The 23039-nt window shown below is 37.4% G+C and carries 25 protein-coding genes, 1 pseudogene and 1 riboswitch; of the genes and pseudogenes, 11 read left to right on the top strand and 15 right to left on the bottom strand.

Going from position 1 to position 23039, the window contains the following annotated elements; genetic code table 11:
- Positions 1-6: 6 nt before the first annotated feature.
- The 6 genes from phnG to FG382_RS11535 form a co-directional block, all read right to left on the bottom strand.
- Entirely contained in the window at positions 7-429 is a 423-nt protein-coding gene (gene phnG, locus FG382_RS11560; RefSeq protein WP_142539037.1) for a phosphonate C-P lyase system protein PhnG, read from the bottom strand.
- Between the two features lie 522 nt (positions 430-951).
- Complete coding sequence (locus FG382_RS11555; RefSeq protein ID WP_170206500.1) at positions 952-1656, bottom strand: GntR family transcriptional regulator; 705 nt, start codon at positions 1654-1656, stop codon at positions 952-954.
- Between the two features lie 64 nt (positions 1657-1720).
- Positions 1721-2017 (bottom strand): YrdB family protein, encoded by a 297-nt coding sequence (locus FG382_RS11550; protein ID WP_142539036.1) that lies wholly within the window; start codon positions 2015-2017, stop codon positions 1721-1723.
- 44 nt (positions 2018-2061) lie between these two features.
- Complete coding sequence (locus FG382_RS11545) at positions 2062-2739, bottom strand: MBL fold metallo-hydrolase (protein WP_142539035.1); 678 nt, start codon at positions 2737-2739, stop codon at positions 2062-2064.
- Between the two features lie 12 nt (positions 2740-2751).
- Positions 2752-3372 (bottom strand): TetR/AcrR family transcriptional regulator, encoded by a 621-nt coding sequence (locus FG382_RS11540; RefSeq protein WP_142539034.1) that lies wholly within the window; start codon positions 3370-3372, stop codon positions 2752-2754.
- A 239-nt stretch (positions 3373-3611) separates the two neighbouring features.
- Positions 3612-4382, bottom strand: a complete 771-nt coding sequence (locus tag FG382_RS11535; RefSeq protein ID WP_142539033.1) for a sporulation protein — start codon at positions 4380-4382, stop codon at positions 3612-3614.
- Positions 4383-4627: 245 nt separating this feature from the next.
- Here FG382_RS11535 and FG382_RS11530 point away from each other — a divergent pair, with 245 nt between their 5' ends.
- From FG382_RS11530 to FG382_RS11520, 3 genes are read left to right on the top strand one after another with little or no spacing between them, the layout of a single operon-like run.
- Complete coding sequence (locus tag FG382_RS11530; protein ID WP_142539032.1) at positions 4628-5398, top strand: isocitrate lyase/PEP mutase family protein; 771 nt, start codon at positions 4628-4630, stop codon at positions 5396-5398.
- 30 nt (positions 5399-5428) lie between these two features.
- Positions 5429-5986 (top strand): bifunctional transcriptional activator/DNA repair enzyme AdaA, encoded by a 558-nt coding sequence (locus FG382_RS11525; RefSeq protein WP_142539031.1) that lies wholly within the window; start codon positions 5429-5431, stop codon positions 5984-5986.
- Positions 5983-6471, top strand: coding sequence for a methylated-DNA--[protein]-cysteine S-methyltransferase (locus FG382_RS11520; RefSeq protein ID WP_142539030.1), 489 nt, complete (start codon positions 5983-5985; stop codon positions 6469-6471). Before FG382_RS11525 ends, FG382_RS11520 begins: the two co-directional genes overlap by 4 nt.
- A 42-nt stretch (positions 6472-6513) precedes the next feature.
- On the opposite strand, the gene FG382_RS11515 is transcribed toward FG382_RS11520, so the two are convergent.
- From FG382_RS11515 to FG382_RS11505, 3 genes and pseudogenes are all read right to left on the bottom strand, one after another.
- Positions 6514-7440 (bottom strand): DUF2971 domain-containing protein, encoded by a 927-nt coding sequence (locus tag FG382_RS11515; RefSeq protein ID WP_142539029.1) that lies wholly within the window; start codon positions 7438-7440, stop codon positions 6514-6516.
- Complete coding sequence (locus FG382_RS11510) at positions 7430-9466, bottom strand: bifunctional diguanylate cyclase/phosphodiesterase (protein WP_142539028.1); 2037 nt, start codon at positions 9464-9466, stop codon at positions 7430-7432. The genes FG382_RS11515 and FG382_RS11510 overlap by 11 nt, the downstream gene beginning before the upstream one ends.
- A 208-nt stretch (positions 9467-9674) precedes the next feature.
- Positions 9675-10533, bottom strand: a pseudogene (locus tag FG382_RS11505) (SDR family oxidoreductase).
- Positions 10534-10705: 172 nt separating this feature from the next.
- On the opposite strand from FG382_RS11505, the gene FG382_RS22645 reads away from it, so the two are divergent.
- Positions 10706-10879: a hypothetical protein gene (locus tag FG382_RS22645; protein WP_170206499.1), complete on the top strand. Its 174-nt coding sequence runs from the start codon at positions 10706-10708 to the stop codon at positions 10877-10879.
- Positions 10880-10951: 72 nt separating this feature from the next.
- On the opposite strand, the gene FG382_RS11500 is transcribed toward FG382_RS22645, so the two are convergent.
- The gene (locus FG382_RS11500) at positions 10952-11710 is read right to left on the bottom strand and encodes an SDR family oxidoreductase (protein WP_142539027.1); all 759 of its coding nucleotides are present in this window, start codon (positions 11708-11710) and stop codon (positions 10952-10954) included.
- Between the two features lie 158 nt (positions 11711-11868).
- Between FG382_RS11500 and FG382_RS11495 the strand changes: the two genes are divergently transcribed.
- Positions 11869-12468, top strand: coding sequence for a TetR/AcrR family transcriptional regulator (locus FG382_RS11495; RefSeq protein WP_142539026.1), 600 nt, complete (start codon positions 11869-11871; stop codon positions 12466-12468).
- Positions 12469-12519: 51 nt separating this feature from the next.
- On the opposite strand, the gene FG382_RS11490 is transcribed toward FG382_RS11495, so the two are convergent.
- The 4 genes from FG382_RS11490 to FG382_RS11475 form a co-directional block, all read right to left on the bottom strand.
- Positions 12520-13710, bottom strand: coding sequence for a quaternary amine ABC transporter ATP-binding protein (locus FG382_RS11490; protein WP_142539025.1), 1191 nt, complete (start codon positions 13708-13710; stop codon positions 12520-12522).
- Positions 13707-14567 (bottom strand): ABC transporter permease, encoded by an 861-nt coding sequence (locus FG382_RS11485; protein ID WP_142539024.1) that lies wholly within the window; start codon positions 14565-14567, stop codon positions 13707-13709. The genes FG382_RS11490 and FG382_RS11485 overlap by 4 nt, the downstream gene beginning before the upstream one ends.
- Positions 14568-14642: 75 nt before the next feature.
- The gene (locus FG382_RS11480) at positions 14643-15638 is read right to left on the bottom strand and encodes an ABC transporter substrate-binding protein (protein WP_142539023.1); all 996 of its coding nucleotides are present in this window, start codon (positions 15636-15638) and stop codon (positions 14643-14645) included.
- Positions 15639-16036: 398 nt separating this feature from the next.
- Positions 16037-16996, bottom strand: a complete 960-nt coding sequence (locus tag FG382_RS11475; protein WP_142539022.1) for a 2-hydroxyacid dehydrogenase — start codon at positions 16994-16996, stop codon at positions 16037-16039.
- A 123-nt stretch (positions 16997-17119) separates the two neighbouring features.
- A riboswitch (TPP riboswitch) is annotated at positions 17120-17225 on the top strand.
- 81 nt (positions 17226-17306) lie between these two features.
- Between FG382_RS11475 and FG382_RS11470 the strand changes: the two genes are divergently transcribed.
- The 6 genes from FG382_RS11470 to FG382_RS11445 all read left to right on the top strand — a co-directional run bounded on the left by FG382_RS11470 (position 17307) and on the right by FG382_RS11445 (position 21708).
- On the top strand, positions 17307-17888 hold the full coding sequence (locus tag FG382_RS11470; RefSeq protein ID WP_142539021.1) for a YkoF family thiamine/hydroxymethylpyrimidine-binding protein: 582 nt from the start codon (positions 17307-17309) through the stop codon (positions 17886-17888).
- Between the two features lie 4 nt (positions 17889-17892).
- On the top strand, positions 17893-18471 hold the full coding sequence (locus FG382_RS11465; RefSeq protein ID WP_229677396.1) for an ECF transporter S component: 579 nt from the start codon (positions 17893-17895) through the stop codon (positions 18469-18471).
- 19 nt (positions 18472-18490) lie between these two features.
- The gene (locus FG382_RS11460; protein ID WP_244950534.1) at positions 18491-19834 is read left to right on the top strand and encodes an ABC transporter ATP-binding protein; all 1344 of its coding nucleotides are present in this window, start codon (positions 18491-18493) and stop codon (positions 19832-19834) included.
- Between the two features lies 1 nt (position 19835).
- Positions 19836-20570 (top strand): energy-coupling factor transporter transmembrane component T family protein, encoded by a 735-nt coding sequence (locus FG382_RS11455; protein WP_244950533.1) that lies wholly within the window; start codon positions 19836-19838, stop codon positions 20568-20570.
- Between the two features lie 34 nt (positions 20571-20604).
- On the top strand, positions 20605-21036 hold the full coding sequence (locus tag FG382_RS11450) for a DUF1697 domain-containing protein (RefSeq protein WP_170206498.1): 432 nt from the start codon (positions 20605-20607) through the stop codon (positions 21034-21036).
- Between the two features lie 303 nt (positions 21037-21339).
- Positions 21340-21708 carry a VOC family protein gene (locus FG382_RS11445; RefSeq protein ID WP_142539017.1) on the top strand — a complete coding sequence of 123 codons (369 nt, stop codon included), beginning with the start codon at positions 21340-21342 and terminating at the stop codon, positions 21706-21708.
- A gap of 36 nt (positions 21709-21744) precedes the next feature.
- Here the strand turns inward: FG382_RS11445 and FG382_RS11440 are convergent, their stop codons facing one another.
- The gene (locus FG382_RS11440; protein WP_308421260.1) at positions 21745-22929 is read right to left on the bottom strand and encodes a DUF418 domain-containing protein; all 1185 of its coding nucleotides are present in this window, start codon (positions 22927-22929) and stop codon (positions 21745-21747) included.
- Positions 22930-23039: the final 110 nt, after the last annotated feature.

Genomic DNA, 23039 nt, shown 5'->3' with positions numbered 1-23039 from the left:
TTTTCGTTAAACTTCCATAGTTTCAAAGCTTACTTTCGTTTTGAAAAGCTCTGCTTGTTTTTTTGCACGTTCTTTTGTGTTTTGTTTTTCCGCTTCGATAAGCTGATCTCGCCACGTAATTGTTTCTGGTAATTCTGCTTTATATGCTGCATCGATTATTGCGAGTTGTTTGGCAAGTTCATCTTCCACGCCAACAACGATTCCTATTCCGATGCAATTACTAATCTCTACTTTTGCTTCTGTTATAAGGACTTCCCCTATATAAAATAAGGATTTTTTAGCGGATTCACGCATTTTAATCATCGTTAATCCATATTGCGGTTCTAAGATTTCTTTGCATTCATATGCATCTATTATTGTTGCCGATAGCTTTTTTGCTAATTGACCATTTTCTTGTATGAGAATTTCCGTGCGTCTTCTTCTTTTCATCTTGTTGAATCCTCCTTTGCAAGTTCATCTTAACTTGTCGCCAAGTTGTTGTGTTTTAAGGTATCGTAAATGTTTGTAAATTTTCTTAATAATTGGACTTGCATTGTTCTTTATGTTTACCTTCATGGAAAAACTAGCATATTAAAAGGGTAGTTTATGCTGTATGGGATTGTGTTTCGTAAGGAGAGATGAAGTGTCCGCCACACTAAATCCCTCAAGTTATGAAGTTACACAATAAAAATTCCTAATAAATGGATAAGGGAGACCAAACAGTTGATGAGAGCAACTAGTAGCAGTCTGAAAGCAACCAAATTATCATTAAACGAGTTAACTTGGAGTGAAACGACTGGGATTGTGAGTGGTTTTTATAAACGTTGCGCAAATGTCGCATATCGTTGCGAGTATGGCTGAATATGTTGCGCATTTATAAATCAACATTATTCCCCCTGTAATAAAGAGCAGATCTTTGCCATAAGCAAAAAAAACAGATAAAGGACACTTTCATCCTTTACCTGTTTTTGGTCAATCCATCGTAATATCATATTTAAATTTGTCGCTTCGATACATTATTTTCGTATGCTCGAGCACTTTGTTTGAAGCTACGTCGATGCAATCACTTTCCACGACGATGAGCGGTACCATGCTTTTACAAGCGAGCAATTGTTGTTCGGCGGAAGTTGGAAATGTAATGCTTAACAAGCTTTTTTTACTGGCAAATTTGTTGTAGCCAAGCTTTCGATAGTAAGCAAACATCGACTCGATCTTTGGACCATCTTCTGCGATTTCTGGGAACATCTTATCACTCACATAGGAATTGTGGATGGCAATTGGTTCTCCGTTAATATAACGAATTCTGCTTATCTTGTAGACATTATCCTCTTTATTTGCGTTTATATTTTGAAAGAGTTGTTCATTAAACACTATTTTTTTGCAGAGGATATTCTTAGTTTTTAAATCATATCCTGCTTCTTCCATTTTATCTGTAAAACTCGTTTTACCTGTGAGATGCAATTGAATTTGAGTCGATGCTTCTTTTAAATAACGACCTTTTCCTTGCACCGAGAAAATGTATCCACGTTCTTCTAATTTTGTCAGAGCATTTCTTACTGTCATTCTCGGCACTTTATATTTGGTAGTGAGTTCGTTTTCAGAAGGCAGTTTTTCACCATGCTTCATTGTTTTTGAAAAGATTTGATGCATCATGTCATCAATTATTCGTGTTTCCATATCCGCTGAAATAAGAATCTCCTCCCTGTGGATGATATCTTCTTCTATTCTACTATTGGTAGTATCATTCTTCTATCGTATACATCAATATCATACCAATTAAAACAAACACTCCAAATATAATGGCAAGTTTGCTTTTATCTGAAAAGTATAAAGCGGCTATCGCCAAAGCAAATATAATAGATTGAAGAATAATTCTTAAAGGAATGGATAAGGGAATATAAGCCTTTGGAGCAATAAAAGTCCCCCAAAAAATCGCTACTAATAGGGGTGTATCTAATCCAAGTAAACTATTTATAAACCGTCCACGATTCATATGAAAGCCCCAAAAGGAAAAGGCCGCAAGTGCACATAATTCCATTAGAAAAAACAAACCCTAAACCGTATATTGAACAAATTGCACGATTAAACCACTCCGAGTTTTTTCTCTGCTTTTCGAACATATTCTTCTAATTGTTCAGCTGGGTTAAACACTGAGCTACCGTGGCATACCTCTAGTCGTTTTGGTTTTAATTTTTCTACTATGGATGCACTTTTCACCGCTTCATCTAGAAAAGGAGTGAACATAGGAGGATGTAGCTTTCCCTTTTTGGAATTAAAAAGATCGCCCGCTAACATCACTTGATCCTTTTCATGATAATACACGACATGACCTGGCGAATGGCCTGGTGTTAAATATGGCGTTAGTCCGCCTACAGATTTCAAGTTTCCATTATCATCTTCAGAAAGAGGCTGCGTTAGCTGTTTAGGCAGGTTGTGTTCCAGTTTCTTTCGTTTGGGATATAGCACTTCACCTTCTAAATAGGGAATTTCCATTCGATGCGCATATACTGGTACTTCATGTTCAGCTAAGACCCCCTTTACCGCTCCCACATGATCGGTATGACCATGTGTTAAGAGAATCCGTTTTAAAGGTCCTGCATTCAGTTGTTTTATAAATTTTTTTATTGTATTTGCCATGAATGGCATCCCAGCATCTACTAATGTGACCCCGTCCTCATCCAAGACTACCCACACATGAATGGGAACTATCATCCACTTTTTTAAGCTCCAAATATGTTCAGAAACCTTTTCCACTTTCATTTTCATGTCCCCTTATTTTAATTTTTCTTTAAAGCCTAATAAAAGAATTTCAATGGCGAGGTCAAACGTTGGTGACAATCGTTCCATTAATACATCGAGCGGTTCATGCTGATAGGAGTAAGTACTTAAAATGCCATTTAACTGATAATAATAAATTCGGGAAATGGCCAAAAGGTGTTCATCGTTTGCAAACGGAAGGCATTCCTGAATAACTGATTTCATTAGTGCAAAAATCTCCAAGCGTATTGTGTTAATTTCCAGTTCTGGTGCTTGGATATCTACTCTTGTAGATTTTGCGTTGAAAAAGATATCGTACATATTGCGATTATTCAAGCAAAAGTAAACATATTCACGGCTAATGTCCTTTAACCTTTCCTCTGCTGATACAGTCTTTACTGCAGAAATGTTTTGTAGCTGTTCGTGTAACTCCTGCAAAGAAGGCATGGAAAGCTGATGCAGCAATTCGTCCTTATCTTTGAAATAAAGATAAATAGTTGTATGTGAACAACCCGCATCCTTTGCAATTTCTCGTATGGTTACTGCATCGTATCCTTTGTTAGCAAATAGTTGCCCCGCTGATTGCAAGATCTGTTTTTTTGTTTCTTCCGAACGTTTCTCTTGTTTATTTCTCATATAATCGCTTTCTCCTCACTTAACTAACCATTGGTTATAATATAACCGATGGTTAGTTAAGTGTCAATATATATAGTGAAGGTGGATTTCGTTAAACAGTTGCGTTTTAGTTGTAAAATCGGCGTGTTTAGTTGTAAAAGGATATTTTAACCAGTGTTTTCTTTTGCATTGATATTTAAGCACTCAAAAACCCAGAAACATTTACTAGTTTCTGGGTTTGTCTCTCATCTAGGGGTTTCTTAAAGGTTGCTTGAGATTATTTGTTTTAGCTTCTCTTGTAAATATGGTAAATCTTGCGTTGTGATGGTCATTCTAATATGACTCTCATCCATTTCAAAAGCTTCTGCTAGAAAACTTCCTATCCCCCGTACTTTTCGGTCTACTTGCATAAGTATTTCTGCAGATTGTTCGGACTGTGCTAAAAACACAATTTCTAATTCATCCAGTCTCCCTCTATACGGGCCACTCATTGGAATAAATTCAAATTCTTGAACAAATGGATAGTTCTTGCGCATCCTTTTAGAAGCCTGTTCACATTCCGCTTTCCTTAATTGGAAGCCTAGTTGTTGAACTTCCTCTAAAATTTGTTTTGCTAGTTTAGAAGGTTTAACCTCAATATAATCTTTATCCCCAGGATCCGCTGCATTTTTTATATCAAGTCCTGTACTCACCCATACTCGTGTCTTGCCAATGGTGATAGGCGTATCAACCGGAAGCTCCATAGAAAAGGGAATTACCTTCGTTTCATTTGATTTAATAATAAAAGGTTCGTTGATCTTAAGCTTTTTCACTGGGGCTACTTCAGTATATTTTTTATCATCTGATTCTCGAATATAAGTTGTATATACAGTTAAATAGATGGAGTCAATTTGTTGATCGATGTTCCCTCCGTAGACTTCCACTTCACCACTCATTATTTCGCCAGCGACATACGCTGATCTTTCAAGCTTTGTATCTACTTTGGCACCACCTACTCCGAAACTCGCAAGAACTTTATTAAAAAAAGACATCAGTAAATCCTCCCTCTAACCTTTTATTAATTTATATACGCACGTCGCAATTCAAAGGTTTCAAGAAAAGTTTGTAATCCATTACGGATACTCGAGTTCCGATTCATTCAGATATAATACTCACAGGATATGTGCGGAAAATCAATTAAGGTAAACAAGTTATCACCCTATCAGACCATAAGCGCAAGAAAAAGGACGAAAACAGTACTTCTAACTTGCTAATATGAATCTAAGGAGGTTTTATTATGAATAAAATTGAAAGATTCAATAAGCTCCATCAATCTACCGAGCCATTATTTTTAGGCAATGCATGGGATTTATTATCTGCTTTAACTTTAGAAAAGGCGGGCTTCCAAGCAATCGGAACGACTAGTTGGGGAGTGGCGAATTCACTTGGTTTAAAAGACGGAGAACTTATCGACTTCGATCGACATTTACAGATCATCCAAACAATTACTGAGCACGTCACTATTCCGGTATCTGCAGATATAGAAAGTGGTTATGGCGAATCTATAGAAGCAATTGTGCACAATGTTTTAAAGACAGCAGACATTGGTGTAGCAGGTATAAATATAGAGGATTCGTTTAAAACACTAAATGGTTTAAGAGATATCTCTTTGCATGCAAAGCTTTTATTTGAAATGAGAAATGCTTTAGAGCATAGCGGCTTCAAAGATTTCTTTATCAATGCTCGAACAGATACGTATCTCCAAAAGGAAAATCCTCTATTGGAAACAATAGAAAGAGGAAAGGCATATGTGGATAGTGGAGCAAGTGGAATTTTCGTTCCTGGTGTGACGTCGGATGAGGATATCGCAGAAATTTCATCGAAGATAAAAGCCCCGCTGAATGTTTTATCTTTACCTGGCCTAACTTCTTGTAATAAGCTTAAGGAATTAGGAGTGCGACGATTTAGCTTTGGAAATGCATTATCGGACAAAATCATTGCTTTTATGGAAATGAATACTGCACAATTATTTGCATTAAAAGATACAGCACATTTGTATGAAGAATAGACTAGAAAGGACAGGAAGTTGTATGCCGTTATGATCAATCTTACATTTGAAGAAAAGTGGGAAAAAATTATTGCTTGCGACCAGGCATATGATGGATTATTTTATACCGCTGTGAAAACAACTAGAATCTATTGCCGTCCTTCCTGTCGTTCTAGAAAACCAAAGAAACAAAATGTAGAGTTTTATCTGGACAAAGAAAAAGTAGAAGAGGATGGATTTCGTGCTTGTAAAAGGTGCAAACCAGAAGTGGATCAGTCTCCCAACACACAATTTGTTCAAAGTGTTATTACGTTCTTGATCAATCATTCAAATGAAAAAATTGTGTTGCAAGATATTGCAAACCATGTTGGAGTAAGCACTTACTATTTGGATCGTCTTTTCAAACAAGAGACCTCTGAAACACCACGTATGTATTTAGAAAAAGTAAGAATTGATAAAGCAACACATTTGTTGAAACATACAAACAAAACGAATTTAGAAGTTTGTTATGAAGTTGGTTTTCAAAGTGCATCCAACTTTTACAAAGTATTTTTGCGTTTAAAAAATTGTACTCCAAGTGAGTACCGACAGAAGGAGACCATTAAATGAGTAAACTATTTCAGATAGATTATCAAACACCTATTGGGGTTTTGGAAATTGTCGGTACGGATGAAGCAGTCAATTCTATCCTATTTGGAGAGCAAGATGTGGTAGTACACCCATTGACGGAGGAAACTCCTATGGCACTTAAAGAATGTTACGTTCAGATGGATGAATATTTTAAAGGTGAGCGACGGGAGTTTTCATTTCCTTCCATTAGCATCGGTACAGAATTTCAAAAAAGTGTATGGCATGCCTTAACAACTATTCCTTATGGGGAAACTGGATCTTATAAAGACATTGCACTAAGCATTGGAAATGAAAAAGCCAATCGTGCAGTAGGAAGTGCAAACGGCAAAAACAAGCTAAGTATCGTAGTTCCTTGCCACCGGATTATCGGTTCTGACGGGAAACTAACTGGATATGCTGGTGGCTTGTGGAGAAAAGAATGGTTACTTGCGCATGAAAGAGGCATTACTAGACTTCCAATATGATTGGGGGTCTTTTTTCTTTGATTCAGTTTCTGACTATTCTCTCTAACGGTATGGAATATGAGATATTTTAATAGGAACTGTTGGGTATCCAACGTTTTTTAAGTAATAGTTAAGGCTTCTTGCTGTGAATTCGTTTGTTCCAGAAGGACCTACTGTTATTTGCTTAATCGGGAGTTTGTTATCGTTTTGCGTCATTTTGTTATGTGTCAACAATTCAATATAAGGCAAGATAATATTATCGCGGGCACGAAATTTTAGTTCGTGCTGATAGGGCATGCTTTTGGAGTTTGTTACGATGATACGCCATTCTTTTTCTTCAGAAAACGTGGAATGCTTAAAGAGTGGTAAGAAGTACCCGATTGTTCTAGCTACTTCTTTCGGTGTATATGCTGGTTTTGTAGTATTCATTTCTCTGCTAACTAATGCGATTTCAATAATGCGATGGATAATTTGCTGTTGTAGCTGATGATTATAAATGACTTTTCGTGGAAAGAAGTTTTCTTCACTCAGATGAAAAGAGACGTCAAAAAGAGCAGCATAGTCAAAGCCGATCGATACACCATATTTACTTCGGCTGTATCCTCGCCATTGACTTAGCAAATCTTCACTTTCACAAAAAGACACGACAAAAATATCCGTATCTTGCTCCTCTAAAATAGTAAATACTTCCTCTAAATAGATGCGTCTTGGATTTTCTTTTGGAAATTCTTGTATTAAATTCTCTACAATTGCCTCACATATTTCCAAGCCATGGCTATACTCTTTGGAATCATTCATAAATTTTATATGGGAAGCCCAAAATGTCTTATTGCTAATAATCCCTTGGGCTCCTTCTAAATCCGTATAATGATACAACGCTGTTATATCTTTCGTGAAATGCGATTTGAATTCTTTACTAATGTATGGAATAAGTGATTTAGAATTGACTTGAAGACTGTTCATTTCTGTTTCAAACTGATCATTCGACATCTTTATTCCTCCATCCTTTTAGTTCTTCTGGTATCATCGGCTTTGAAAAATAATAGCCCTGGATGATTGGATCCTTACATGTAGCTACTAGAAACTCTACTTGCTCCTTCGTTTCAACTCCTTCAAATACAACTGCTAAGTCTAATGATTCTCCTAATCTTATAATTGCTTGAATAATTGAAGAATCCTTTTGGGAATGTGGTATTTCGTCGATAAACGACTTGTCGATTTTTAGGGTGGAGATCGGCATCTGCTTTAAATAAGATAATGAGGAGACACCAGTTCCAAAATCGTCTAATGCGACCGAGAAGCCTTCTTGACGAAGAACACTTACAGCTCGCATCGCTTCTGCAATATTTTTCACGAATGTTGTTTCTGTAATTTCTAGCTCTAACTGTGCCGGTCTTATATCATAATCATTTAACGTCTGCTTTAATACATCTAATAACCTCGGAGAAGTAACATATTGACCTGGAATGTTGATGGCTACTTGTCCAAAAGGAATTCCTTCAACATTCCAGATGGAAATTTGGCGACAAACAAGTTTGATAATCCAATCTGTGACGTCTTTCATTCGATCATGATTTTCTAAGATTGGAATAAATATACCTGGGGAAAGCATTCCATAAACAGGATGATTCCATCTCAGTAATGTTTCGACACCCATGATTTCATTTGTTTGCATACTAACTTTAGGTTGATATACAAGATATAGCTCACCTTTAAGCATTGCGTCGAACACGTCATCAGCAATCTCCCTTTCAAACGTATACGTGTGAATAGAGGGGTCATACATAACCACTTCATGGTTGTATTGAACGGATGGATGATTTAAAACACTTAATGCATTTGTATATATACTTGATGCTTCCTCATAATTATATGCTTTTGAAATGGCACAGGTCGCTTGAAGAGTCACTTCCTGATTTTGAATGAAAAATGGCTGACGAAGTAATTCCGCTACTTTCTCCATCTCTTCTTGCATTTGCTTTTCTTCATACATATCCCTTGTCAAGAAAGCAAAACGATTACCTTCTATTCGGTATAGGTCTACCATTTTGGAGGTGGACAGCTCTAACACCTCGGCCACATGTTGAATCAACTCATCGCCAAACTGATAATCGTACTCTCTATTCACTTTTTCTAAATCATGTAAATGCCAAATAGCTAAATGTTCCGGAAATATCGGTTTTCTTAGCTTTTGTTCAAATAAACGGCGATTCGGTAATTTAGTTAACACATCAAAATAGTTGGCCCTGTATTCTACATAACGATCTACCAAGCTAGAAAATAGTAAGGTTCCTAGTAAAACAATCATTCCAATAGCTACACTTATTGCAACCCCACTCATGTCCATCATATGCATATGCATAGAACTCGAAATAAAATCTTTAGGAACATAAAAAGTAATGGCTGCCATTCCCGTATAATGCATCGAGGAAACAGCAAGTCCCATAATGATAGCTGTTACTAGCTGAATAATTCGATTCACAACAAAACGACGGAAACCAGAAAATATATATATCGCTATAACGGAAACGATTATTGCTATGATAATAGATGTTAAAAATAAAACACTATCGTATGTATAGAATAGATCCATCTCCATCGCATACATTCCTAAGTAATGCATGGAAGATATGCCTATTCCCATAACACTACCCGCCAATACATAGGTCCAATAAGTTCTGTTTGAGCGACTAGCAATATAAAATGCTATAAAAGAAGCTAGCATTGCCGGTATAACTGAAATAATCGTTAATGGTTTATGGTAATGCATTTCCACTGGCAACGAATAAGCACTCATCCCTATAAAATGCATGGACCATATGCCAAAACCCATCGCTATAGAGGCAAGGGCGAGCCAAAAGTTACGATGAAAAAAACTATTTTTATATGCCCGCTCATTCATTGATAATGCAGTATAGGAAGCAATAACAGACATAATAATAGATAATACTACTATAGGAATAGAATACTCTCCATTTAACTCGATTAAATTGCTACTGGAAGGATTTTTAAACAAGTTCCCACTCTTCTCCACGTATATTTTTGTCTTAAAACTATAACATGTAATGGCCTCTTTATAGTTATATAGTATGTGACAAAAAAAGCAAACTACTAAAAAAGTATCCTCTTTTAGTAGTTTATAAACCTTTTTTACTATTGATACTCACTGGGAGATCTTTAAAGGGAATTTCTTAGTGAAAGGTACTATTTTCTAAGATGTAGAATTATGAAGCTGTTATTTGCCCACCATTTACATGAAGCGTCTGTCCTGTCACAAAACGAGAATCGTCGGAAGCAAGGTATACAAACGTCGGTGCTACTTCAAATGGTTGCCCCTGTCTTTCCATTGGATTACCCGCTCGCGTAACTTCATCAGCTGAAAAACTTGCCGGTATGAGAGGTGTCCATATTCTTCCTGGGGCAATAGCATTCACACGTATTCCTTTTCTAACTAAACTATTAGCAAGTGCTCGCGTAAAACCAATAATAGCCCCCTTCGTTGCCATCAAACGTTACAACAGAGGATGTATTAATAATAGAGCTACCCGGTTGTAAATATGGCAGTGCAGCCCGCGTAGTATAGAAATGGGAATAGATGTTTACTTTAAAGGTATCGTCGAATTGCTCATCACTAATATCAAGCAAGCTTAGTTGTTGAAATTGAATTCCTACATGATTACAAAGAATATCAAGCCTTCCAAATGTTTGGATAGTGTCTTCCACGATCCCAATACATTTCCTTTTTTCCCTTAAATCTCCCGGTAATAACAAACAACGTTTCCCCAATTCCTCAATTCTCTTCTTCGTACGATTTGCATCTTCCTGTTCATCTAAGTAGGAAATAGCAACATCTGCTCCTTCTTTTGCAAAGGCAATGGCCACTGCTGCCCCTATTCCACTGCCCCCGCCTGTTATTAGTGCAACTTTTCCGTTTAACTTCCAACTACCCAGATAGTTTGGATTTTCAATAATCGGACGTGGGTTCATCAAACTTTCTACGCCTGGTTGTCGCAATTGACGTTGTTCCGGCACAGTAATTGCAACATCTTCATATCGGGTAATTTTCCCGTAATTTGGATACATCGGATAGTTTTGATGGTGCTCGTTTTTATTCGCCCACGGCTATCCCCATAAAAATCAATGGTCGGGTTATTCTATGTAGGAATTAATAGTAAGGTAATGAAATACTAAGTAAACATTGAAGATGGCGTCGAATGAGTTAAATAAAATATTATTCGATAGGAGGTTCTGTATATTGCAAAGCACAACATCGAGTCAGCAGACAGAAATATTACTTATCAAGTATTCAGATGAAAAAGTAAAAGTACTATACAATTCGAATGCCACTCCATTCCTGCTTCCTAAAATAGGAGCTCGTCCGCCCTTCTTTTATAACCCTAAATATGAACAGTATTATCCTATTATATAGAGAGATGAGTGGTTCACAGCTCTAAAAAACGACCTTTCTCCATTATCGAGAAAGGTCGTTTTAGTTCAACTATTAATATGCTGTCCAACCAGCATCCGCAGTTAATACCGTTCCATTCACAAAACTAGATTCATCGGAGGCAAGGAATAGTGCAACCTTTGCAATCTCTTCAGCTTTGCCTGTTCGCGGATTTAGTGCAAGTCCTGCTTGTGTACGTCCAATACCAAATGCATTAATATTCGTCATAGAAGTACCAATATTTGTTTCCACACCACCGGGTGCAATTGCATTACATCTAATTCCTTGTGGTGCATACATAAATCCTGTGTTTTTCGTAAAACCAATTACTGCATGCTTAGAAGCGGTGTAGGTTGCTCCTGCACGTGCACCATACAACCCACCAGCAGAAGCGACATTCACAATAACACCTTGCTGTTTTTCTAAGAATATTGGCAGTACTTTGCGTGTTGCACGCATGACACTCGTTGTATTTACTGCAAATACCAGCTCCCATTTATCATCCTCGATATCACCAGCAGGCTCAAAGTTGTCCATAATACCCGCATTGTTTACTAGAATATCAACGGTTCCAAATGTATTGACTGTTGTATCAATAAGATTTTGAATATCCTCTTCTTTTGCAACGTTTGCTACAACAGCGATTGCTTCTCCTCCGCTTGCTGTGATCTTTTCCGCCGTTTCTTTTGCGGATGCTTCATTTAAATCGGAAACTACGACTTTTGCTCCTTCTTTCCCGTAAAGGGTAGCAATTGCTTTTCCCATTCCTGATCCTGCTCCCGTTACAACAGCGACCTTGTTTTGAAGTCTCATTCTTTTCTACACCCTTTCTATTTGCACTTTATTTATCAGTCCTATTGAACAGATGTGCAATAAGTTCTTACTAACATATAGTATAATGAATCTACACTCAGCCGTTCAATCAGCAAAGAGAGCAAATATTGTACCCTAATATACAATGGAGGTCTAAAATGTCTACTAAATCTTTTTACCAGGATAGAAGAATTAGAAAATCCAAGGCTGCTTTGAAAGAATCTCTTATTGCTATAATGAAAGAAAAAGATTTTAAAGAAATATCCATTACCGATATTGTACAAACTGCCGATTTAAATCGCGGTACTTTTTACAAGCATTATCAATATAAAGAAGAGCTATTAGAGGAAGCAATCGACGATGTTATTAAGGATTTAATCGATTCTTATCGAGAGCCTTATCAAGGAGTAGAGGTATTGATCATAAACAAATTATCCTCTTCTACTATTAAAATATTTGATCATGTCGAAAAGTACTCTAACTTTTATTCATTGCTAGTTAAATCTAATGTATTATTTGAATTACAAAAGAGAATTTGCGATGAATTAAAAAAACTTGTACTACAGGATATAACTAATCAGCCATTGCAACATAATATAAATGCAAATCTTATTGCTAGTTATCAGGCAAATGCAATTTGGGGTATGATAAGTGAATGGATTCAAAGTGAATTTATATACTCTGCTGCTTATATGGCGGAGCAATTATTAGCTATCCTTCATTTAAATTCTGCCAAGAACACATACAGAGAAACATAGAAAAAACTCCCGAATCGGAAGCTCTTAGGAGCATACATTCGGGAGTTTCTTTTATTCTTCTATATTATCACTTATCAAACTTGCTAATACATGCACTCTTAAAATGATTCCTTTTATCGTTAAGTCTTCGTCTGTAACGACTATTGGATATTTGGAATCGAGTACATATGGAATAATATCCTGTACATAATCATCCGGTCGAACAGTTTTTACTTCTGTAGACATTACTTCTTGTAACGTCTTTTTCTGTTTAATCCCATCAATCGCTTGGTCAATGGTAACAATTCCTTGTATTTGGCGCTTGCGATTCGTTACAAAGGCGCTTGATATTCCGTTCTCACGCATTACCTGAGTCGCCACATTCAACCCGTCTTTTAAGGATACTAGCCCATAAGGTTTTGTCATAATATGCTCTGCTTGCAGAATTTTAGAGCGATCAATATCTCGGATGAATTCAGATATATAGTTGCTCGCAGGTTTATCTAAGATTTCTTCCGGTGTTCCGATTTGTTCTACTTTCCCATTTTTCATCACTGCTACACGATCTCCGATTTTAAATGCTTCGTTAACATCATGCGTGATAAAAATGATTGTTTTTTGCAATCGATTTTGTATATCGAGTAGCTCAAGCTGCATTTCTCTTCGAATGAGTGGATCGAGCGCACTGAAAGGTTCATCCATGAGCAGTATATCTGGATCATTTGCTAACGCTCTTGCAATACCTACCCTTTGACGCATACCGCCTGAAAGCTCATCTGGATACTTGTTTTCATATCCTTTTAGCCCAACTGTTTCTAAATGTTTCTGAGCTATTGCTTGACGTTCTTCCTTGGACAAGCCGCGTACTTCAAGCCCATATTCGATATTTTCGAGAACCGTCCGATGACTAAAAAGGCCAAAGTGTTGGAACACCATTGCTATTTTTTTCTGACGATAGTATTTAAGCTGATTTTTATTGTAATCTACAACATTTTCCCCATCGACGTAAATTGCGCCTGATGTCGGTCGGTTTAACAGATTTAAACAACGAATCAAAGTGGATTTCCCACTTCCCGAAAGGCCCATAATGACGAATGTTTCACCTTCCATAATTTCCATAGAAGCATTGTAAACGCCAACGGTATGTCCTGTTTTTGCGAGAATCTCTTCTTTAGGCATACCGCTTTCAACCATGGAAATTGCCTTTTTAGGTCGCGGTCCAAAGATCTTTGATACATTTTCTAGTTTTAACTTTACTGTCATGCTGCATCCCTCCTATGTTTCTGAAGGCGCCTTGCAATTCCTCCGGTAATGCGGTCAATAATAATCGCTAAGAAAACGATACTTATACCCGCTTCAAAACCAAGAGAAATATCAATTCGATTAATCGAATATAGTACTCGTTCACCGAGCCCCTGTGCCCCAACCATTGATCCGACAACAGCCATAGCCAGCGCCATCATGGTTGTTTGGTTTATACCAGCCATAATTGTCGGCAATGCTTGTGGCAATTGTACTTTCATAAGCATTTGGCTCGTGGATGAACCAAAAGATTGTGCAGATTCAACTACTTCTTCATCTACATTGCGAATTCCTAGTTCCGTTAATCGGATTACGGGAGGTAATGCGTAGATAATCGTCGCAATAACTGCGGGTACATTCCCTAATGGGAAGAAGAATATAACAGGAATCAAATAAACAAAACTTGGCATCGTCTGCATGGCATCGAGTATCGGTCGCATTATAGTCGACATTACTTTACTAAACGCCATTCCAATACCTACTGGAATACCGATGACAAGAGATAGTACGACGGAGATTAATACGATTGAAATAGTGGTCATCGTTTCCGGCCATAAATCAAATGTACCGATTAGGAAAATAAAAAATGAAAAAAGAATACCACCATACAAGTTAGTAAAATACCAGCCTAATAAAAAGATAATAACAATAAACAACCACCAAGGAATAGCTAGAAGACCAGCCTCTAGCCCCTTGATCAATGAAGAAGAAATAACAAAAATGAAATCAAAAAACGCGTCAAAATGGGATGCTAAAAAATCGATAAATTTTTCTACGCCGTCTCCAATTGGTATTCGAACATCAGGAAATTCTGTCATAAATAGCGAACTGTATCAAAGGAACAGTCGCATTCACCTCACTTTTCTTGGATAAACTACTTCGATCATGAACTTTTATTTCAAAGCTGCTTTCACTTTTTCCGCAACTTCCTCAGACACCCAAGTAGTCCAAACATCTTCATGTTCTTTCATCCACCATTGTGCGGCTTCATCAGGATCTGCTCCATTTTCATTCATATAATCTAGTGCTTCTTCTGTTAATGCGTTGCTTGTCGAATATTTACTTAAAAAGTCAACCACATCTTTTGCTTGTGTTGGTAAGTTTTTATGTACTGCGATTACTACATCGTTCGGAGGAAATTCCGTTCCTTTTGACTCTTCCCAAGTTGCTTCATCATATGGATTATCTTCGAGTAAAGTTAAATCATAGCTAGCTGTAACCCATGTTGGTGACCAATAATAACCTACCCACGGAGCTCCCTTTTTGTATGCTCCGGCTAAATCTGCAACAATTGCAGAATCAGATCCTGGTGCTAAATAGTTATATTGCTTGTCAAGGCCATATGTTTCAAGTTTCGTCTCCAAGTGTTCACTTACTACCCAACTAGATGGTGCTCCGACAATACGTCCTTTGCTACTATCTTCGGGATCTTGGAAAATCTCTGGATACTTCTCTAAGTCTTGAACCGTTTTTAAATCTGGTGCGATCGGCTCAATGCCTCTTTCTGCATCTCCTTCTATCACGTAAGTTGGAACATATAATCCTTGCGAGTTATCATTAAAGTTTGTAGCTACTTTAATAATATTGCCGCTATCAATTGCTTTCTCATAGATTTCTTTAATATTGTCGGTCCAGACTTCCATATTGACATTAACGTCCCCTTGTTCCAGGGCTTGCATAGTAGCAGCGGTTGTTCCGCTTGTCACTTCCGTGTCATAGTCGTAGCCTTCCTCCACGATAAACTGCGCTATGCTATTATGTACACGAACACTATCCCATCCTGCATCCGCAAATTTAATCGTCTTAATACTGTCTGTACTTGCTTCTTCACTACATGCAGCCAACACGAGGATGGTGCAAAGTGAAATGAACAACATCAATTTCCTCATAAGTTTCTACCCCTATTCTCTCTTTTTAAATTAGACGCACAGTCCTATCCTCCTCTTAATACCCGTCATCAATAAGTTTAAACATACAAAACTTTTAAATTATTACACTTCCAAAATTCCCATATTTTTGGAGCATCTAATTTATAACTGTTTATGTTACTAGAGTTAAAGTTTCATTGCAAATTGAATAGTTAGAAAATTGCATACAGATTATATGTTTTTAAAGAGACAAAGACCCTTTTTCAGGACTTAAGTATTTGTTTAGTGGAAATTCTTATGTATTTCTCTTCATCCTCTTCAGGCATTTAGTTTCATTATTGAAAAATGAAGATATCGCTCTTTTCTAGCAAAAAAGGCATTCTTGAATCGTTTGATTTTCGATTCAAGAATGCCTTTAATTACACTACTCGATTATTCGGTTCTTTTTCTTCCAACACGGCTTCAATAGCTTCCGCATTCATCTGCATCATAGCCATTCGTGTATGAATACTTGCACTACCAATATGAGGTAGTACAGTTACATTCGGTAAGGTGAGGAGTGGATGATCCATTGGCACTGGTTCAACTTCAAATACATCAAGACCAGCAGCCCAGATTTTATTCTTCGTTAGCGCCTCGTATAGGGCTTGTTCATCGATAATTCCACCGCGAGCAACGTTAATAATTGCTGCTGTTTCTTTCATCAATCCTAACTCTCTTTTACCAATTAATCCTTTTGTTTCCGCTGTTAATGGAGTTAGCAAAACAACAAAATCTGATTCTTTCAAAAGTGTGTCCAGTTCTACATACGAAAAACCGAATTCTTCCTCTGCCTCTATTTTACGAGTACGATTATGATATAGAACTTTCATATCAAACCCTTTTGCACGTCTTGCTACTGCTTCACCTATACGACCCATACCGATAATTCCGAGCGTTGCACCAAACACGTCCATACCAGTGAGACCCATCGGTGTCCATGATTTCCACTTACCGGAACGAAGATCACTTTCTGCTTCTGTTACACGTCTAGCTGTCGCTAAAAGTAAGGCGAACGTAAGATCAGCTGTTGTTTCCGTTAAAACTCCTGGTGTATTTGTGACGACGATACCTCGCTCTTTTGCCGCTTCCACATCTATATTATTGTAGCCAACTGCTAAGTTACTAATTACCTTTAAGTTTGGTAGGCTATCTATTAGTTCACGATCCACTTTATCTGAAAGCATTGTCCATAGTGCATGCGCGTCTTTTGCTTCTGTTTTTAATTCCTCATAGGACATTGGAATTTCTTCGCTATGCCACATTTTTACGTCGAACTTTTCTTTTAATGGATCGACTATTTCATCTGGTAATTTTCGAGTGATAAATATTTTTTGCAAAGTTCTAACCTCCAAACGTTCTACTAATTTAAGGATGGACGAGTTAGTGAAATTTTTCAACTATATTTACTTTACTATTTTCATAGGGTATACTTGTGGCACATTTAAAAAACTACATACCGTTTTTCGCACTAGGGGTGCCCATTATGGCTGAGATGAGAGCATTTGCTCCGATCCCTTATAACTCGATCAGGATAATACCTGCGTGAGGAAGTGCGGTGACTTTCCGAGTTTTTCATATTGGATAAGTGGCTGCATCTTCACGGATGTGGTCTTTTTTTATGAAAATTTTTCGGGAGGTTTTTTTATTATGCAATGCGGTTTAAGCCCTATCGTCGGATTTCGTTTTTCGTTACATCCGATGACCAATGATTTTATTTCGGTGATTAAAGGAGCCCTTCTAGAAACGGATACATCAAACGTGTGGATGCATACAGATGATGTATCGACGGTCATTCGCGGAAAGCAAGTACATGTATTTAATGTCGCAAAAGCACTAACGCTACACGCTGCTAAAACAGGAGTGCATGTTGCGTTATCGGGAACTTTTTCTGCTGGTTGTCCTGGAGATACTGCAGGGGACGTCTATTTAGATAAAGGCGATGATGTGGCGAATGTGGATGCAACGAAGCAATATGTCTCTTCTCAATTTGCATTATATCCGATGAATAATCCGAATTATATGGATGTCATTTACCGAGAAGTGGAGCGTGCTAAAGAGCGTGGGGTATTCAATGAATCGATGCATTACGCAAGCGGTATTCACGGAGATATTCATGACGTCTTTGCTTTTTATGAAGAGACATTTACACATGCTCGTTCTGAAGAGCATAAACATTTAGTCATGACGGTTTCCATGAGTATTAATAGCCCTTCCCATGGAGGTCAATGATATGTTGAAGTCTTGGAAGTTAAAAGAAATTGTATTAATGTCTTTATTTGCAGTAGTATTTGGGATTGTCTATTTATTGTTCTTGCATGTCGGCAATATTTGGGCAGGATTTATCGGTCCAATCGCGTATGAATGGATTTTCGGTATTTGGTTTATCGTGTCTATTATTTGTATGTATATTATTCGTAAACCTGGTGCCGCTGTCGTTTCCGAAACTATCGCTGCTGCTATTGAGGTTTTGCTAGGTAATGCAGTTGGACCACGACTAATACTTTCAGGTGTTATTCAAGGGTTAGGAGCGGAAGCTGTTTTTGCAGCGACACGCTATAAACGATTTGATCTTTGGGTACTAATGCTTGCTGGTGTTGGTTCTTCCATTTTTAGTTTTGTGTACGGATACTTTTTAGGCGGATTTTCGGTGTATGGCACTGGTTATGTTGCTTTAATGCTCGGCATTCGCATATTAAGCGGAGCGATGATTGCTGGTATGGGAGGAAAAGCAGTGGCAGATGGACTATTAGCAACAGGCTCTCTTCGTGGATATGCTATTTCACGCTCGAAAAAGGGTGAGGCTCGTGCATGAGGTTATCCATTTTGACAAAGTGAGTTTTCGTTATCCAGATGAGGAAAAGTGGATACTGGATGAGCTTTCGTTTACCGTTAAGCGTGGTGAACGAATAGTAATTACCGGTCCAAGCGGTTGCGGCAAAACGACTTTACTTTATATATGCAATCGGTTATATCCAGATAATTGCGATGGTATTTTGTCTGGTTCCGTGAAACTTTTTGGGAAAAACAACTCTTCTTTTATTCCCGGGGAAATAAATCATCGCATTGCAACCGTTTTTCAAGACCCAGATTCCCAATTTTGTATGCAAACAGTCGAGGAAGAACTTGCATTCACATTGGAAAACTTACATGTAAAGCGGGATGAAATGGAGAATAGGATTCGTGATGTATTGGCACTAACTGATTTAACGGAGTTTCGATATGCAGTTATCCAAAAGCTTTCTGGTGGTCAAAAACAGCGAATTGCTACTGCATGTGCACTTATCATGAAACCGGAAGTTTTGTTATTAGATGAACCGCTTTCTCATTTAGATCCCTTTACTGCAAAAAAATATGTAGAGTGGTTAGACGAGTTACAAAAAAAATACGCGATGACAATCGTTGCCATTGAGCATCGACTCGATTTATGGGGAGATTTTTTTGAAAGAAGTATTTCATTGAACAAAAATGAAATTGCTCCTGTTTTAATAAAAAGAGAAAGCAGTAAACAGAAAAACGATTCCCTAGTCGTTGATAAGCTGCAAGCAAATACCTATTTGCAAGAAACTAGTTTCACATTAAAACGCGGAGAAGTAGCTGTGCTTGCAGGTCCAAATGGTAGCGGAAAAACGACTTTGTTGAAAGCATTATGCAAGCTTATTCCTTCTAGCGGGACTGTAGAACCTAAGTTAGTAGGATATGTTCCACAGTCTCCTGAGTTTTTATTTCTCACCAAAAAGGTGCAAGATGAAGTTGGCTTCGGTGGTGGGAATAATACGGAGGAAATGATTGCAAGATTGCAGCTACTTCCTATTGCGGACTCCCATCCTTTTGCGGTGAGTCATGGGCAAAAGCGGAGAGTGGCGATTGCTGCTATGCTTTCAGACGGTCGAGAAGTTATTTTAATGGATGAGCCGACTTCTGGTCAGGATGCGAAAGCTTTATCGGAGTTGTTTCAATTAATTGATGAGCGAGCGCGGGAAGGTACAACGTTTTTAATTGTTACACATGATATGGAATTTGCTAATTGTTTGGCTGATTCTATTTTATTAATGAAAGATGGACAGTTAACCGGGAAATTTGACGCAGACATAGTGTGGAGTGATGAGCAATTGTTGATGGACCATCATCTGCTCCCTCCAAAAGAGGTGATTCATCGTGAAAAATGCTTTGCATAGAATGAATCCTTCCGTAAAGTTTTTAGCGATTACTATTTGTATGTTCACTATGGCATTCTTTTTCGATCCTTGGACACCGTTAGTATTTTGGGTAGGTGTACTTGTGCTACAGTTCTTTTTTAGTGAAATTGACTGGAAAAAATGGCTTTTGTTCATGCTTCCTTTTTTTGTGACGGCTTTCGGTTATTTTTGGACTACACTTGTTTTTGCGGAAGACGGGTCCGGATCTGTTGTATGGTCTATTTGGAATTTGCAAATTACTGAAACACAGTTAAATCACGCACTGTCTCTCAGTTTTCGAGTATTGGCGTTTTCTAGTTTATCTTTATTATTCGCTTTGACAACGAATCCTGTGACGTTCATTTTAAGTTTGATGCAACAACTAAAACTTTCTCCTAAAATTGCGTACGGTGTCATGGTCGGTTATCAGTTTTTGCCTGTCCTGAAAGATGAATTCATACTAATTGGTCAAGCTCACCGATTAAGAGGTGCGAGCGAGGAGAAAAATACGTTACAGCGGCTGCTTGGTGTTCGAAGAATTTTGATACCTATGCTTGCGGGAGCTGTCAGAAAAGCAGAGAGAGCGGCATTTGCAATGGAAGCTAGAGGTTTTACCGGCGAACGAAGAAGTAGTTATTTTCGAGTGATTTCGATTGGAAAAGTGGACGCGGCGTTAGTTATTTTATTTTTATTTGTGTTAGTTTTAAGCTGTACGCATATATGGTGGCTTGGTTAATATAGAAATAGATATTAGCTAAGGGGTGATGAGCGTGTCATTTGTTGCTTTACTTCGTGGTATTAATTTGGGTGCCAAAAACAAAGTGGAAATGAAATCTTTAAAGGCGCTGTTTGAAGATTTGGGGTATGAAAATGTGCGGACGTATATACAAACGGGAAATGTGATTTTTGATAATATTGTTTATGATGTTCTACAGCTTGAGCATGCGCTTCGCGAAACATACGGCTTTGACATTCCAGTTACAGTTCGTTCAAAAGCAGAGCTAGAAGAGATTCAACAACATCCTATTTTTTTAAAAGACCAAGTCTATGTTATGTTTTTAGAAAATGAAATTTCGGATGATCAACAGACATTGCTCGATAGCTTAATAGATGATGAATTTGTTGTATGGCATCGTCGAAATGTGATCATTAGCCTGTCGAAAAACTATCATCAAACGAAATTTACCAATGCTTTTTTTTGAAAGAAAGCTTGGTATGGCGTCTACCGCTAGAAATCGAAATACGGTGAATAAGATAGTGATGAAAATGTAGACTGTTTCCACCTTTTTGGGGTGGAAACTTTTTTGGTTGCTTGGTATTGATTTGGTTGATCTTACTTCTAAATTGATTGCTTTTATCACCTTTTAGTTGCCCTTCTCCATTCAATGGAATAGAAAGCCCTCTGTACATTGGTTTTTCTTATGTGAATCGATAATTATAATAGATTTTTCAAATGACCATCTTTAGGTTAAGCTTAAACTAGAACAAATCAAGGGGGATTTATCATGTCATTTATTTTTAAATCAATCGATCATGTTCAACTCGCAGCTCCTAAAGGTTCAGAAACAATTGCGAGAAACTTTTTTAAGGGAATATTAGGATTTCAAGAGATTGAAAAGCCTGAGACCTTAAGAAAAAAAGGCGGCGTTTGGTTTGCGTTTGCAAATTATCAAATTCACATCGGCATTGAAGAACCTTTTGCTCCAGCCAAAAAAGCACATCCAGCTTTTCATGTTGAAAATTTGGAGGCGCTGAAAAAACATTTAACAGAAAATGAAGTTAGTTATATGGTAGATACGGATTTACCAGGGGCAAATCGGATTTATGTTCATGACCCGTTCGGAAATCGTATTGAAATTTTAGAGTGGACTTGATAATACTTATACCATAAATCCATACTCCTTCTATTTCTAACTAGAAGGAGTATTTTCAAGTTTTACTTTCTTTCTTGTTCTTACTGAACCATTCAAGGAAAAATTTGTTCCAATCCTCAGCAATAATTCGAGTGGTCCTCTTCTAAACTTCTTTAAATACAAGAAACTACATACGCATTGTATAACAAATACGCCCAGTCCAAGTATAATGCTATTTAACATACCTAGTTTTCCAAACAACCCTAAACCATAGCCGTAAAAGATAGATGTACATATGATACTTTGCATAATATAGTTCGTTAGAGAAAGCTTTCCGACACTTTCAAAGGCGAGAAAAACATTGGAATTAGAGAATGCTACAAATAGAAGGGCAAACAGAGATATGTATCCAACAGATAGAAGCTGGGCACCAACATTTAATAACATTGCAGACCAAGCATTTTCTTGTAGTAAGATACTAGCACTTTTCAATGCAAGACCGATCGGCAAGAGCACTGCACCTACTTTATACCATTTTTGTTCCTTTCGTGGTCTAGTAAACAAGTTTGCCTTTGCTGCCGCCATTCCAAAAAGAAATAGTGGTGCCGTTACAAAAGGAGCTAAAATGATCACGAAAATCATAAGAAATTCCTCTTCAAATAAAGGTGGCATTTCATTATTTCGATGATAAGAAATCTCTGAATAAGTGCCGTTTGCATAAATATTATTTGTTTTAGTTATATAAGTCGAAAGTTTTTCTTCTAGTTCCTTCGTTTCTTCCAACACCCCATAGTTCATGGAACTGGTTAAAAGGAATAAAATAGCTCCCCATATAATCAGCGTTTTTACCTTTCTGTTTATGAAGAACAATAAAAAGAAACCCATTAGTCCATAGAAAAATAAAATGTCGCCCTCCCAAATATACGTGCTATGCAATATACCAAGTACAATAAGTAGCAAGAACCGTCTGACTAAATGCCATCTTGCCCTAACTTCTTTTTTCCTTAAAGATTCCACTAGTTTGATCAGTGAATATCCAAACAAGAATGTAAAAATCGGCATGAAACTGCCTTCTACTACTATTTTTATAAATTTGTATGCTCCTGTGTCTAGATTCGACAAAGAGAAGTAAGATATTTCATCTTTTCCCCACATTCCATATTGAAATATAAGCATATTCGCTAGTAGTATCCCGAACAGACTAAGACCTCTTAAGCCGTCTATTAATCTCACTCTTTCCATTTTCAATAAAAACCTCCTAGAATTTCATATCGCTCATTTGTTAGTATAAAATAGGAAGCTTATACCAGAATGAAACATACCTTAAATAAATCTTAAATTTTGGAGTGGAT

The organism is Psychrobacillus lasiicapitis, from assembly GCF_006861795.1.
In the GTDB taxonomy this organism is placed as follows: Bacteria; Bacillota; Bacilli; order Bacillales_A; family Planococcaceae; genus Psychrobacillus; species Psychrobacillus lasiicapitis.
This window is presented reverse-complemented; position numbering and strand designations above follow the sequence as displayed.

Coding starts and splice junctions, on each gene's coding strand:
- FG382_RS11545 (WP_142539035.1), bottom strand. CDS start 2,739: ATGAAAGTGGAAAAGGTTTCTGAACATATTTGGAGCTTAAAAAAGTGG.
- phnG (WP_142539037.1), bottom strand. CDS start 429: ATGAAAAGAAGAAGACGCACGGAAATTCTCATACAAGAAAATGGTCAA.
- FG382_RS11515 (WP_142539029.1), bottom strand. CDS start 7,440: ATGTCGAATGATCAGTTTGAAACAGAAATGAACAGTCTTCAAGTCAAT.
- FG382_RS11440 (WP_308421260.1), bottom strand. CDS start 22,929: ATGGAAAGAGTGAGATTAATAGACGGCTTAAGAGGTCTTAGTCTGTTC.
- FG382_RS11525 (WP_142539031.1), top strand. CDS start 5,429: ATGATCAATCTTACATTTGAAGAAAAGTGGGAAAAAATTATTGCTTGC.
- FG382_RS11535 (WP_142539033.1), bottom strand. CDS start 4,382: ATGTCTTTTTTTAATAAAGTTCTTGCGAGTTTCGGAGTAGGTGGTGCC.
- FG382_RS11520 (WP_142539030.1), top strand. CDS start 5,983: ATGAGTAAACTATTTCAGATAGATTATCAAACACCTATTGGGGTTTTG.
- FG382_RS11550 (WP_142539036.1), bottom strand. CDS start 2,017: ATGGAATTATGTGCACTTGCGGCCTTTTCCTTTTGGGGCTTTCATATG.
- FG382_RS11540 (WP_142539034.1), bottom strand. CDS start 3,372: ATGAGAAATAAACAAGAGAAACGTTCGGAAGAAACAAAAAAACAGATC.
- FG382_RS11500 (WP_142539027.1), bottom strand. CDS start 11,710: ATGAGACTTCAAAACAAGGTCGCTGTTGTAACGGGAGCAGGATCAGGA.
- FG382_RS11455 (WP_244950533.1), top strand. CDS start 19,836: ATGAATCCTTCCGTAAAGTTTTTAGCGATTACTATTTGTATGTTCACT.
- FG382_RS11530 (WP_142539032.1), top strand. CDS start 4,628: ATGAATAAAATTGAAAGATTCAATAAGCTCCATCAATCTACCGAGCCA.
- FG382_RS11470 (WP_142539021.1), top strand. CDS start 17,307: ATGCAATGCGGTTTAAGCCCTATCGTCGGATTTCGTTTTTCGTTACAT.
- FG382_RS11485 (WP_142539024.1), bottom strand. CDS start 14,567: ATGACAGAATTTCCTGATGTTCGAATACCAATTGGAGACGGCGTAGAA.
- FG382_RS11480 (WP_142539023.1), bottom strand. CDS start 15,638: ATGAGGAAATTGATGTTGTTCATTTCACTTTGCACCATCCTCGTGTTG.
- FG382_RS11495 (WP_142539026.1), top strand. CDS start 11,869: ATGTCTACTAAATCTTTTTACCAGGATAGAAGAATTAGAAAATCCAAG.
- FG382_RS11445 (WP_142539017.1), top strand. CDS start 21,340: ATGTCATTTATTTTTAAATCAATCGATCATGTTCAACTCGCAGCTCCT.
- FG382_RS11490 (WP_142539025.1), bottom strand. CDS start 13,710: ATGACAGTAAAGTTAAAACTAGAAAATGTATCAAAGATCTTTGGACCG.
- FG382_RS11555 (WP_170206500.1), bottom strand. CDS start 1,656: ATGGAAACACGAATAATTGATGACATGATGCATCAAATCTTTTCAAAA.